We start from the raw sequence: 13,337 nt of genomic DNA on the forward strand, positions 1-13,337 counted from the left end.
TAAATGAATAATTCTGAAGGCTATTACACTGCTGGGAAAAATTTAGGGCTTTTTGCTCTTACTGCTACACTTGTTATGACAGAGCTGAATATATCAACTTTAATAGGTTTCTCAAGTTTGGGTTACTTATATGGTTATTCGGCATTATCATTGGGGATTGTATTTTTATTTGGGTTACTATTTTATTCTTTTGCTGTTGCTAAGAAGTGGAAAAACTTTGATGCAATATGTGTTTCAGAATTTTTTTTCACAGCGCTATAATCGAACATTTGGTTTGATGGTGGCACTATGTTTGTTAACAGCAATGGCAGGTTTTGGAGCTAATTTTATATATTCGACCACAATTTATTTAGAGCAAATCTTCCCTAATTATAATCATTGGTTAATAAGTGCAGTAGCTTGTAGTTTAATGCTATTATTTACCATAAGAGATGGTCTGGCGATGATAGTAAAAATAGATAAATTAAGTTTTGTATTATCACTAATATTATTTGTATATTTAGGCTATTTAGTATATAAAGCAGACATTTCTTCATTTAAATATATTAATAGCCAAGAAGCAACTTTACCATTTTCTTTCTCAATCTCTTTAGGATTTCTTACAGCTTTTACATATATACTTTCACCTTGGTATGGTCAAAAGATATTTGCTGCAAAATCTAAGAAAACAGCATTTTATGCAGTGATAATAGCTGCATTTATTGTAAGCTTAATTTATCTAATAGCAGTTTATACTACAGCTAAATATGCTGGGATGATTAACTTGTCAAATCCTGATAGAGCATTTACATCTATAGTTACAAATCTTTTTAGTAGACCTATGCTAGTAATATTTTATATTGTGATGTTTCTGATAGCTTTAACAACTATCGCAGCTCTTTGGAATACTATGGCATCAATATGTTCTGTACACTTTCAAAGAAATAAAAGTGAAAAGAAAAATATCATTACAGTAATAACCATTGCAATTTTAAGTTATATATTTGCCAATACTTTTATAGATCAAGTTCTTGATAAGATGCTACTTTTTAATATTCCGATAGCAGCACTAGCATTTAGTTTATTATATGGTTTTTATGGTAATAAGACTAATTTGTTGGGTGCTATTTTGAGTACTATCACAGGTATAATAAGTTCTTTAGGTTGTTACTTTACCTTTAACCAAGATGATTTTGTTTTCTATTGGGCAACTGTATGTATCCCTTTGAGTTTTGTGGCTGGATATTTACCTATAATTATGAAAATTACTTCGAGAAAAAAATAAAGAAATTAATCAAGAGAAAGAACATTTCCTGAATTTGCTTGACCTATTTTATTAGGATTAGCAGTTTCATCATCTTCACCTTCATTAATATTAATTCCATAACCAAATTCACGAGCATACATTCCTTGTTCTGTTTCTTTAGAAAATACTTCTAATACAGCTTCGATAGGAATATTTATAGACATTGGCTCACTATCAAACGTTGCAGCAAAACTAATATGATTATCATCTATAACTAAATCTTGTATTGCCTGAGGGGATAAATCTAAGAGTATTTTTTTATCCTCATCAATATAGTTTGCTGGTACTACAACACCTTCATACTCAGTATCAACTAAAACATAAGGTGTAAATCCATGATCAACTAGCCAGTTGTATGTAGCTTTAACTACATATGCTCTAAGCATAGCCATATTAAGCTCCTTTTGCTTTAATAGTTTTTATAAAGTTAGGTTCGCTAAGTAATTCTTTGATCTCTTTAATAATATTTTTATCTTTGGTAGGTATTGAGATCTTTAACTTAATGAAATAATAAAAAACAAAAGTTATTATCAGAGTCAATACGTTGATATTTTGAGCATCTGGATTACTTTCTGCATTTACTTCTCTTTCACTAACTATTGTCTTATACGTGCTTATTATATCCCTTTGCATTAGCATTTTTATTTCGTTAGCTTGTTTTTCATCCAAATCAGGACTTTGTAATTTGATGATATTTTGTAGAAACGTTTTATTAACATATTCTAACAATATTCTTGCATTAGCGCGCTGTTTTGGAAATACTGGAAACATCGGAGGAAAGGGATATAGATCCTCTATAGCTTCTATAATCACACTAAGTCTATACACTGCAAAATCATCTGTGCTAAGCGTAGGTATATTACCATTAGGTGTAATGATATTTAGCTCTTCTAGATGTTTTGAGTTTTCTTCTTTAGAAACATCTACAATTTTCGCATTAGCCCCTTTAATAAGAAGGATCATGCGGACTATATCGCTATAGATATCATCTTTTTTTGTGTATAAAAGCAAGATTGTATCCTCCTAGTAATAAAATAAAAAAGAATAATAGAAAGGTAATATAAATAGATTAACGCTTAGAGAATTGTCTTCTTCTACGAGCTTTTCTAAGACCAAATTTCTTACGCTCAACTTTACGTGGGTCACGAGTAACAAAACCTGCTTCACGAAGAGCTGGTTTAAGTTCTTCATCATACTCAATTAGAGCTCGAGTAACACCAAGACGAATAGCACCAGCTTGACCAGTAGTACCACCACCTTTTACAGTTACTTTGAAATCAAAGTTATCAGTGTTGTTAGTTAGCTCTAAAGGTTGTTTTACGACCATACAGTCTGTTTCACGACATAGGTATTGCTCTAATGGAAGACCATTAACAATAAATTGACCAGTACCTTTTTTCATAAATACACGAGCTACAGAACTTTTGCGACGACCTGTACCATAATTATATCCTGACATTTTTACCATCCTTTATTAAATATTGTGAGCTTTAGGTTGTTGAGCTGTATGTGGGTGAGCTTCACCTGCATAAACTTTTAACTTCTTAAACATAGTGCGACCTAGTGGAGTTCTAGGAAGCATCCCTCTAACAGCTTTTTCAATAGCTCTTTCTGGATGAGTTGCTATTAGCTTCTCGAAAGATACTGATTTGATACCGCCAATATAACCAGTATGATGGTAATAAGTTTTTGCTTTTCTTTTGTTACCAGTTACAGCTACTTTTTCAGCATTTACGATAACAACATAATCACCAGTATCCATATGAGGAGTGTATTCTGGTTTGTTTTTTCCTCTTAGGATCATTGCTACCTCAGTAGCTAGACGACCTAAAGTTTTATCTGTAGCATCAATCAAAAGCCATTCTCTTTTGATATTTGATGGTTTTGCAGTAAACGTTTTCATCTTTTTTCCTTTATTTATTGTTGTCAATTACTCAGTTTTTGCAAAAAATTCTTGATTCACAAGCGCTTTTTAGCTTGTTTGACTTTAAGATTTTAAGCAGACTATATGATACATTTTTCGTGTCAAATAATCAAATCATTAAGGCTTTTTATTTTGAATAATTTTATCTGCTTGGTCATTTGACCTTCTAATACAATTTTCTATAGCTAGTCTGTCAAAAAAATTACCACTAATATATAGATTTGGCTGATTTTGTAATTCTTTTTCAAGATCTGCTATAAAAGCACTATGCTTACGATGATAGCACGGTAAAGTATTATTTTTAATATGTGTATGCAGAATATCATCAGTATTTATCTTTAAGAGTTTTGTAATTTTTTCGAGTAATTCTTGTTGAGAAAATTCATCACGGCAGTGAAAAATAATTGCTCTATAATCTGAGCTATCTACAACATCTCTAGAAACTGCTGAGTAAAAAAAATGCTCTTTACCAATTAATCCAGCTAAATTTTTAATATGTTTCAAGCTTTTTTTACTCGTAACAATTCCTATACTTATTAGATTTGACATCGCAGGTCTATATTGATGTTTTGCTATGTTAGGTAATATTTTTTCTAATAGTGATTCGGTTGTATTCCATGGTGTTGCAAAACAGAGATTTTCACAAGTATATTCGGTATAGTTTGTGTATATGTGCCACTTTTGCTGTTTTGTTACCTTTATGACAGACTCTTTTACAACATTCTGATTATGATTTTTAAAAAGCTCAGTTAAACCATTTTTTAGAGTAAAACTTCGTGGTAGGGTGCTATCTCTATCATATTTTTTAAATAAGTATTCCATTGGGAAGTTTTCACTATTTTGAGATAGTACAGCGTCAAAGCAATATTTCAAAGTTTTATTATAATTTTTTTTGCCAAATAGCTTTGTGGCATATTCGCTAACAGTTTTATCTTGTTTTGAGACTTTTCTATTTTTCAAAAAACTAAGAGCGGCTGTAAATGGATTAATATTTGTAAAAATACTTTGAATTTTATTGTTTGGTTGCACAAATAAGAAAGGTAGTTTTTTTCTTGGTTGGATATCTTTTTCAAGAGAGTTGCTGTGAATATATTCTATAGTTTTATTGTAAGAGTTATATATGGTGTGTGCTCCCATCTCAAACCAAAAATCTTCGTATTGTTGAGAGTCAATACATCCACCGATCTTATCAGCTTCAAAGATACAGTTTTGTATTGATGCTTCAGTCAATCTTTTGGCTAAAGTTATACCCGAGATTCCAGCGCCAATTACGATGGTATCAAAATGTTTTGTATTAGTCATTTGGTAAAAGTATCCATAGTTTGCCACGATTATTCATATGACCGGCGTTAAATTCGGCTTGCTTACCATGTCCCCAAAATACGTCACCTCTAATAGCACCTTTTATAGCACCGCCTGTATCTTGAGCTATCATTAGCCTATCAAGAGGCTTGGTATCATCATGATTGTCAGCAAAATAATCTGTCTCTAACCATAATGGTACGCCATATAGATAGTATTTGTTATCAACTGCAAGAGAGTATCCAGGTGTTAGTTCAACATCTTGAGCACCAACTGCGTTTTTGCGATCTACATATCTAAAGAATACAAAAGAAGGATCATAATTTAGGACATCATCAATCTTATCTTTATTCTCATCTAGCCATGCTTTTATAGCTTGCATAGACATTTGTTCAGCGCTCATATAGCCATGCTCAAGTAAATATTTACCGATAGGTTTATACTCATGACCATTTTGGCTATCATAGCCTACAAGAATGTCACCACTGTCAGTTTGGATGCGACCAGAACCTTGAATCTGTAAAAATGTTCTATCAACTTTTGATTTTACCCACACTAAAACATCTTTTTTCGGAAGTAGATCACCTTTTGATATTTCTTCACGTGAGTAATAAGGAACAAATTTACCATCTTGATACATCCCAAAAGAAAAACTATCATCACCTTTAGGTTTTTTTACTAAATTATCAGGGGTGCGATAGATAGGTACAGTATATTGTATAGTTTTAACTAAACTACCTTTCATTGCAGGTTCATAGTAGCCTGTAAATAAGCCAGTATCTTTTCCTTTATATATTATTTGGTATGGAGTGAAATTCTGCTCAAAAAATATTTTAGCCTGTTGTTTAGTATTTAAATCTGTATTTACTACCTTATGGCAGGTATTTATCCAGTTTGAATATTCAGATTTATTTTCTTCTAATATTTTTTCACATGATTTTTTAAAAGTATTAAAAGACTCAAGCTGATCAGCACTATTCCAGTTAGTCAAATCTTCAAAGCTTGATTTTTTATAATCTATATTTTTTGAATATTTTTTTGATAAATAGTGCTGAGCAGTAAAATTAGTACACCCACTTATAAGTATGCAACTAACTGTGATAACTATTTTTTTTAAGATTTCTTTTACTTTTTTAACATCCATATAAAAAAATACCAATAATTTCTTGAAAATACAGAATTAATCACTATCTATAAAACATCTAACAAATTGTAGTATTAACAGAACTAAAATAAAAGGTTGTTTTATGAGTAAACAAGAAAAAAGTAATGTAGAAGATAAAATTGTTGATATTGAAAAAGAAGCACAAGTAGAAACAGCACAAGAACCTGCTAATGGCGATATACAAGAATTATCTGTTGAAGAACAGCTGGAAAGAACAAAAGATACGATAAAAGAACTTGAGGATAGTTGTGACCGTTTTAAAGATGAAGCTCTAAGAGCGAAAGCTGAAATGGAAAATATTCGAAAAAGAGCTGAAAGGGATATATCTAATGCTCGTAAGTTTGGTATAGAGAAATTTGCTAAAGAACTTTTACCTGTAATTGATAGTATTGAACAAGCACTAAAGCATGAGGTTAAGCTTGAAGAAGCTGTTGCCATGAAAGAAGGTATTGAGTTAACAGCAAAAATGCTGGTTGATATACTTAAGAAAAATGGCGTAGAAGAGTTAGATCCAAAAGGTGAAAAATTTGATCCTAATCTACATGAAGCTATGGCAATGATCCCTAACCCTGAATTTGAAGATAATACTATTTTTGATGTTTTTCAAAAGGGTTATATGTTAAATGGTCGTGTTGTTAGAGCTGCAAAAGTTGTTATAGTAAAAAATTAAAAAAAGTACTTGAAAAGATTGTAAATATGCCCATCTATTAGTCAGATGGATTTAAAAATTTTAAAAAAATTACAGAATAAAAACAGGAGAATCAAATGGGAAAAATAATAGGTATAGATTTAGGAACTACTAACTCTTGTCTTGCTATTATGGATGGCAAGACTGCTAAAGTTATTGAAAATGCTGAAGGACATAGAACAACTCCTTCAGTCGTTGCGTATACTGATAGTGGTGAAATATTAGTAGGTCAAGCCGCTAAAAGACAGGCCGTAACTAACCCTGATAACACATTCTTTGCTATCAAGAGACTTATAGGTCGTAAGTACGATGATAAGGCTGTGCAAGAAGATATTAAAAAGAAAGTACCTTACGCCGTAGTTAAAGCTGATAATGGTGATGCTTGGGTTGCTACTAAAGAAGGTAAAAAAATGGCTCCGCCGCAAGTATCTGCAGAAGTTCTAAGAAAAATGAAAAAAACTGCTGAAGACTATTTAGGTGAGCCAGTTACAGAAGCTGTAATTACAGTTCCTGCATACTTCAATGATAGTCAAAGACAAGCTACAAAAGATGCTGGTAAAATTGCAGGTCTTGAAGTTAAAAGAATCATCAACGAGCCTACAGCAGCAGCACTAGCATATGGTGTAGACTCTAAGAAAGGTGAGCAGACAGTAGCTGTATATGATTTAGGTGGTGGTACATTTGATATTTCAATTATTGAAATTGCTGATGTTGATGGCGATAACCAAATCGAAGTATTATCAACTAATGGTGATACTTTCTTAGGTGGTGAAGATTTTGACTTAGCTTTGATGAACTATCTAATTGACGAGTTCAAAAAAGAGCAAGGTATAGATCTTCATAATGATAAGCTTGCTTTACAAAGAGTTAGAGAAGCTGCTGAGAAAGCTAAAGTAGAATTATCTTCAGCACAACAAACTGATGTTAACTTACCTTACATCACAGCAGATGCTACTGGACCTAAGCATTTAAATATTAAAGTAACTAGAGCTAAGTTTGAGTCTTTAGTTTCTGATCTTGTAATGAGATCTCTTGAACCTTGTAAAAAAGCTCTAGAAGATGCTGGTTTAAGTAAGTCTGATATTACAGAAGTATTACTAGTAGGCGGACAAACTCGTATGCCTCTAGTACAAGAGAAAGTAAAAGAGTTCTTTGGTAAAGAGCCACGTAAAGATGTAAACCCTGATGAAGCTGTAGCAGTTGGAGCAGCTATTCAAGGTGGTGTATTAGCTGGTGATGTTAAAGATGTACTTCTATTAGATGTAACTCCACTATCTTTAGGTATAGAGACTATGGGTGGCGTTATGACTAAGTTGATTGAGAGAAATACTACGATTCCTACTAAGAAATCACAGGTGTTCTCAACAGCTGAAGATAATCAGCCAGCAGTAACTATTCATGTGCTTCAAGGTGAGCGTGAAATGGCTTCTGCAAACAAATCTCTAGGTAGATTTGATTTAGCAGATATTCCACCAGCTCCACGTGGCATGCCACAAATTGAGGTTACATTTGATATAGATGCAAATGGTATTTTAAATGTATCAGCTAAAGATAAAGCTACTGGCAAAGAGCAAAATATTGTAATTAAATCTTCAAGTGGTCTATCTGAAGAGGATATCGAAAAAATGGTACAAGATGCTGAGGCTAATGCAGAAGCAGATAAAAAGTTCCATGATTTGGTGACTGCTAGAAATACTGCTGATAACTTAATACATAGCTCAAGAAAAGCAATTCAAGAGCTAGGCGATAAAGTAGCAGCAGAAGAAAAAGATAAAATTGAAGAAGCTTGTAAAGAGCTTGAAACAGCAACTAAAGGTGATGATAAAGATGCTATTGAAGCTAAAACTAAAGCGCTAGAAGAAGCATTTGCTCCAATAGCTCAAAAAGCTTATGCTGAGCAAGCTCAAGCTTCTGGCGCTCAAGGCGGAGCTAAAGCTGAAGAGCCTAAGAAAGATGAAGATGTTGTTGATGCTGACTTTGAGGATGTTGAAGACGACAAAAAATAAGTAATCTTTTAATAATCAATAAAGTGTGGTTTATCCACACTTTTCTTTTTGTTATAATAGTCTGTCCAAAATTTTTAGGTTAAGTAAAATGCAACAGAAATGCTACTATGAAATTCTAAATGTATCAAAAACTGCTTCAGGCGTTGAAATTAAACGAGCTTATAGAAAGCTTGCGATGAAATATCATCCAGATCGTAATCCTGGTGATAAAGATGCAGAGATCAAGTTTAAAGAAATATCTGAAGCCTATGAAATCTTAAGTGATGATAGTAAAAGAGCTCGTTATGATCAATTTGGTCATGCAGGAGTAAATCAACAAGCTGGTGCTAGTGCTGGTGGATTTGGTGGTTTTGAAGATATCTTTGATACTTTCTTTGGTGGAGGAACTTCGCGTGGTTCTACTAGGTCTAGAGCATCTCGAGGTAGTGATTTAGAATACACTTTAGAAATAACTCTAGAAGAAGCTTTCTTTGGTGTTGAGAAAGAGATAACTATACCAAGGATGGAGTCTTGTGATAGTTGTGATGGCACAGGTTCTAAATCCAGAAGCAAAACTACTTGTCATGCTTGTCATGGCCAAGGCACTATTCGTAGACAACAAGGTTTTTTTGCATTTGAACAGACATGCCCAGTATGTAATGGTACTGGCTATAGTATTACTGATCCTTGTGATGCTTGTTATGGTAACGGTAAAATCAAGAAACAAAAATCTCTCAAAGTTAAAATACCAGAGGGTGTTGATAGTGGTGATAGAATCAGACTACAAGGTGAGGGTGATTCTGGCTCTAATGGCGCTATGAACGGTGATTTGTACGTTCAAATCATAATCAAAGAACATAAGATTTTTGAAAGAAGAGATATTAATCTTTATTGTGAAATGCCAATTAGCTTTACTAAAGCTTGTTTAGGTGGAGATATCAAAGTACCAACACTTGATGGAGAAGTTATCTTAAAAGTTGTTCCTGAGACTCAAACAGGTAAAATTTTCCGTCTACGCGAAAAAGGTATGAAATCTTTGAGAGGGCATAGAAGAGGTGATTTATTATGTAAAGTTGTAGTAGAAACACCTGTAAACTTAAATGCTGAGCAAAAAGAGTTGTTAGAAAAATTTGCTGATAGTTTAGGTGAAGATTATCAAAGCAAGCATGCTCCAAAGAGTAAAACATGGTTTGATAATGTTAAAGATTACGCTAAGAAATTCTTTGAGTAATATTTACAGTAAGGTAATATTTTATAATTCGATCTTTGGTAATTTTTTCTCTAAATAATCACTTAATAATCTAACTTTCTTTAATCTATATTTATCTTTTGGACTTATTATGTAAAGATTTTTTTCTAGTGGATTTTTTGAATTAGGTAATAAATGGATTAGTTTTTTGTTGCGAATTTTATCTATAACCTCGAATAATGGTAATTTTGCTATACCCAAGCCATCTAAACAACTTTGTAGCATCATTTCAGCACTATTAGTTACAATTCTTTGTCTTACATTTATTATCTCAGTTTTGCTAGCTGATTCTAGAATTATGCGATTTGATGAGCTGTGATTGTTATATTGTATAAATAGATGATTTTCTAAGTCTTTTATCGTTTTAGGCATACCATAATTTTTTATATATTGTTCACTTGCACACAATAAACTAGGCATCGGCATAAGCTTTTTAATAATTAAGTTTGAGTTATCTAGAGCACCAATCCTTATAACTAAATCGAAATCTTCATCAATGATGTTTACATAACTATCTGACAAGTTAATATTTAGTTTATATTTTGGATAGTCAATAGCAAATTTAGAAAATATAGGACAAAGATATTTAGTACCGAATGAGTTTGGTGCAGAAATCTTTAATTCGCTATCTATTAGAATATCTTCGGCAAAAATTTTTTCTTCAGTAGCTTCTAATTCATTTAGTATTAAACTGACTTTTTCATAAAGTAGTTTTCCATATTCTGTCAAGTGTACAGTCCTAGTATTACGATTAAATAGGGATTTTCTATACTTTGCTTCTAAGATTTGTATTTGTTTTGATACTACTGGAGCAGATATGCCTATAACCTTTGCAGCTTTACTAAAGCTTTTTAAATGTGCTGCTTTTATAAATATCTTTAATCTTTCAAGATGCCCCATTATTTCTATATTGGAAATTATATTTTTCTATATTTGTTAATTATCTCATAAAAAATATTCGATATCATTAGCTTATTAAAATGTTCTCTAGGAAAAAATTATGATAAAAACTATAAAATATAATGATTTAGGTATAAGTTCATTTTATTGGTTAGATACTAAGCATCATTTTAGCTTTGATGGCTATTATGATCCAGAGAGAATGGGGTTTGGACATTTGAGAGTAATAAACTATGATATTGTAATGCCTCATTATGGATTTGATACTCATCCTCATAGAAATATGGAAATAATAACATATGTTACCAAGGGAACTATAACACATAGAGATTCATATGGTAATTATGGCAAAATTACACCCGGTAATATCCAAGTAATGTCAGCAGGTAAAGGAATATTTCATTCTGAATATAATTTAGAAAATGAAGTACTTTTATTTTATCAAATATGGATTGAACCAAGACAAAAAAATACTCAACCAAGATATCAGAATCTCAAGATAGATTATAAGCTTAATAATTTAATTCACATAAGTTCTGGTGGTGAGGATGTTGATGATAAAAATATTCTTTATATAGATCAAGATGCTGATATCTATGCTGGTAAGTTTAGTAAAGATGCAAAGTATCAATATAGTATTATCAGACAGCTCTATATCATCATAATATTTGGAGAAGTAAAAATAGGTTCAAATATCGCTAAAACTGGAGATGCAATGGAGGTGACTAATGAAAGTGAAATAATTATAGAATTTATAGAGGATTCTGAAGTTATATTAATAGATGTTGCAAAAAAATAAAGTAGGAGATAATTATGAAAAAATTAGCAATAGTTTATTACAGTGGTTATGGTCACACAAAAGTTTTAGCTGAAGAGGTTAAAAAAGGTATGGATAGCGTAACTGATGTTGAATCAACATTATTTGATACCCAATCATTAAAGGATAGTGTTGATATTCTTGATGATTATGATGCTATAATTTTTGGTTCACCAACATATATGGGTTCTGTTGCTGCGGGATTAAAAGAGTTTATGGAGAAAAGTTCTAGAAAATGGTACGAGCAGAAATGGAAAAATAAAATTGCTGCAGGCTTTACAAATTCTCATAGCCTAAGTGGTGATAAGTCAAATTCTTTATTACAATTAGTAGTTTTTGCAGCACAGCATGGGATGATATGGGTTGGTCAAGCAGAGCATAATCAATCACCTGAAGGTTCTGCTGGTAAAGAAGATGTTGTTAATAGAATTGGTTCTTATCTTGGTGTGATGGCTCAATCTGAGAATGATACTCCAGATGTTACTCCTCCTTCTGGAGATAAACTTACAGCATTTAAATTTGGGCAAAGAATTGCTGAAATAACTAAGGCATTTTCCTTTTAGAATACGGAAACCCTAATACTTATAATTCTTAATCTAGATACTAGTTTATTTTTAATATCATAAACCTTATTTAAAATATGATTTTTGTTTATTCTTATTGATGCTCAACTTGTGCTTTTGCATGATAAGTTTTCTCATCAGAAAATACTTTGATTTCTAAATCATGTTTTTCGCCAGATTTTCCATTGCCTATACCTTGACGACAATCTATTCTAACAATATCCCAGTCACGAGCATTACCAATAAATATTTTATTTATCCCTGAGCGTTTGATTTTAACGTCACCATAGTCAATTACATCACAATTTTCTAGTGCTGATCCAGAAACTTCGACATCATAATAGTTTTGATCTTTTATATCTTTAGGTAATTTTCCCTTTTCATTAAAGTTTATATCTTTAGTATAAGGGGATGTAATATTGATATATAGTTCTTCTTGTGGTTTATTATAACCTTCAATATAAGCACAAGAAGTAAGCATTGAAACTAAAGCTAATAATAGTAGTAAGTTTTTCATTATTAGAATTTAATAGATGGTTACTTTTTGATTATTTTACTGCAAGAAAACAACTAATCAATATCTATGTTTGTTTTTGTAGAAGAAAATCAGATAAGTATATTTAGAAATTAGGAGTTAAAGCTAGTTTTCTCTTATGATGACTACGATTATGCCAGAAGTTTATTCTTTCTAGGGCTTTTGCTGAAATTTGTTTACCATCTAAGAAATCATCAATTTCTTGATAAGTTACGCCCATTTCATCCTCATCAGTTTGTCCTTGCCATAGTCCAGCAGACGGAGCTTTATCAATTATATTTTTCGGAACATCTAAGTATTTACCTAATTCAAAAACTTGTGATTTTTTAAGATTAATTAGCGGAAATATATCAGCAGCACCATCACCAAATTTTGTAAAATATCCCATATACCACTTACAAGCATTATCAGTACCTATAACTATTCTGTTATATTGTTGGGCATAGGCATATAAATACATCATCCTTAAACGTGCTTGAGCATTTCCCTTGATCACAAGTTGTCTATTATTATCTGTATTTATAAATTCCTGTGTTGATGCTAGAAAATTTTCGTATGCTGGTTGAATTGTAACAATATGATGTTCAATATTAAGTTTCTCAACAAGTTCTAGAGCATCTTGGATATCTTGGTGTTGATTGTTTTTTGAAGGTAGTATTAAAGCTGTAGTTGGTAATCCAGTTTTGACAGCTAAAGAAGCTGCAACAGCTGAATCTATACCACCGCTAATGCCGATTACAAATCCTTCAGCAGGATAATTTATACAAGTATCACTTAGCCAATTAACTAAATTTTGTGAATATTCTTTAGGACTAAAATCTTTAACTATTTTCATTTTTAACCTTGTCAATAAAAATTATTTTTTTAAGATAAATCAGGTTTAGGAGCTGATTTTATCATAATCATGAGCTTATTTTAGAATAT

At 31.7% G+C, this 13,337-nt stretch carries 14 protein-coding genes and 1 pseudogene; 6 read left to right on the forward strand and 9 right to left on the reverse strand.

Annotated elements, in window-relative coordinates:
• The first annotated feature begins 3 nt into the window (after positions 1-3).
• A pseudogene (locus tag FSC454_RS03490) lies at positions 4-1,264 on the forward strand (sodium:solute symporter family protein).
• Between the two features lie 5 nt (positions 1,265-1,269).
• Here the strand turns inward: FSC454_RS03490 and mglB are convergent.
• The 6 genes from mglB to mltA form a co-directional block, all read right to left on the reverse strand.
• Positions 1,270-1,677 carry a transcriptional regulator MglB gene (gene mglB, locus FSC454_RS03495; protein ID WP_066046457.1) on the reverse strand — a complete coding sequence of 136 codons (408 nt, stop codon included), beginning with the start codon at positions 1,675-1,677 and terminating at the stop codon, positions 1,270-1,272.
• 1 nt (position 1,678) lies between these two features.
• On the reverse strand, positions 1,679-2,296 hold the full coding sequence (mglA, locus tag FSC454_RS03500; protein WP_003034461.1) for a transcriptional regulator MglA: 618 nt from the start codon (positions 2,294-2,296) through the stop codon (positions 1,679-1,681).
• 58 nt (positions 2,297-2,354) lie between these two features.
• Positions 2,355-2,744 carry a 30S ribosomal protein S9 gene (gene rpsI, locus FSC454_RS09535; protein ID WP_066046458.1) on the reverse strand — a complete coding sequence of 130 codons (390 nt, stop codon included), beginning with the start codon at positions 2,742-2,744 and terminating at the stop codon, positions 2,355-2,357.
• Positions 2,745-2,759: 15 nt separating this feature from the next.
• Positions 2,760-3,188, reverse strand: a complete 429-nt coding sequence (rplM, locus tag FSC454_RS09540; RefSeq protein ID WP_003016252.1) for a 50S ribosomal protein L13 — start codon at positions 3,186-3,188, stop codon at positions 2,760-2,762.
• A 138-nt stretch (positions 3,189-3,326) separates the two neighbouring features.
• A complete protein-coding gene (locus FSC454_RS03510; protein ID WP_066046459.1) occupies positions 3,327-4,511 on the reverse strand; it encodes an NAD(P)-binding protein in 1,185 nt (394 codons plus the stop codon).
• Positions 4,504-5,655 (reverse strand): murein transglycosylase A, encoded by a 1,152-nt coding sequence (gene mltA, locus FSC454_RS03515; protein ID WP_066046460.1) that lies wholly within the window; start codon positions 5,653-5,655, stop codon positions 4,504-4,506. Before mltA ends, FSC454_RS03510 begins: the two co-directional genes overlap by 8 nt.
• Before the next feature lie 103 nt (positions 5,656-5,758).
• Here mltA and grpE point away from each other — a divergent pair, with 103 nt between their 5' ends.
• The 3 genes from grpE to dnaJ all read left to right on the forward strand — a co-directional run bounded on the left by grpE (position 5,759) and on the right by dnaJ (position 9,580).
• Positions 5,759-6,346, forward strand: coding sequence for a nucleotide exchange factor GrpE (gene grpE / locus FSC454_RS03520; protein WP_066046461.1), 588 nt, complete (start codon positions 5,759-5,761; stop codon positions 6,344-6,346).
• A gap of 95 nt (positions 6,347-6,441) precedes the next feature.
• Complete coding sequence (dnaK, locus tag FSC454_RS03525) at positions 6,442-8,370, forward strand: molecular chaperone DnaK (RefSeq protein ID WP_066046462.1); 1,929 nt, start codon at positions 6,442-6,444, stop codon at positions 8,368-8,370.
• An 88-nt stretch (positions 8,371-8,458) separates the two neighbouring features.
• A complete protein-coding gene (gene dnaJ / locus FSC454_RS03530; RefSeq protein WP_014548645.1) occupies positions 8,459-9,580 on the forward strand; it encodes a molecular chaperone DnaJ in 1,122 nt (373 codons plus the stop codon).
• 21 nt (positions 9,581-9,601) lie between these two features.
• On the opposite strand, the gene FSC454_RS03535 is transcribed toward dnaJ, so the two are convergent.
• The gene (locus FSC454_RS03535) at positions 9,602-10,498 is read right to left on the reverse strand and encodes a LysR family transcriptional regulator (protein WP_014548644.1); all 897 of its coding nucleotides are present in this window, start codon (positions 10,496-10,498) and stop codon (positions 9,602-9,604) included.
• A 100-nt stretch (positions 10,499-10,598) separates the two neighbouring features.
• Between FSC454_RS03535 and FSC454_RS03540 the strand changes: the two genes are divergently transcribed.
• Both FSC454_RS03540 and FSC454_RS03545 read left to right on the forward strand, forming a co-directional pair.
• Positions 10,599-11,297: a pirin family protein gene (locus FSC454_RS03540; RefSeq protein WP_066046463.1), complete on the forward strand. Its 699-nt coding sequence runs from the start codon at positions 10,599-10,601 to the stop codon at positions 11,295-11,297.
• Between the two features lie 14 nt (positions 11,298-11,311).
• Positions 11,312-11,878: a flavodoxin family protein gene (locus FSC454_RS03545; protein WP_066046464.1), complete on the forward strand. Its 567-nt coding sequence runs from the start codon at positions 11,312-11,314 to the stop codon at positions 11,876-11,878.
• Positions 11,879-11,972: 94 nt separating this feature from the next.
• Here the strand turns inward: FSC454_RS03545 and FSC454_RS03550 are convergent, their stop codons facing one another.
• Both FSC454_RS03550 and nadE read right to left on the reverse strand, forming a co-directional pair.
• On the reverse strand, positions 11,973-12,395 hold the full coding sequence (locus FSC454_RS03550; protein ID WP_066046465.1) for a hypothetical protein: 423 nt from the start codon (positions 12,393-12,395) through the stop codon (positions 11,973-11,975).
• 103 nt (positions 12,396-12,498) lie between these two features.
• A complete protein-coding gene (nadE, locus tag FSC454_RS03555) occupies positions 12,499-13,248 on the reverse strand; it encodes an NAD(+) synthase (protein WP_066046466.1) in 750 nt (249 codons plus the stop codon).
• Positions 13,249-13,337 lie beyond the last annotated feature (89 nt).

Source organism: Francisella hispaniensis FSC454 (assembly GCF_001885235.1).
Lineage (GTDB): Bacteria > Pseudomonadota > Gammaproteobacteria > Francisellales > Francisellaceae > Francisella > Francisella hispaniensis.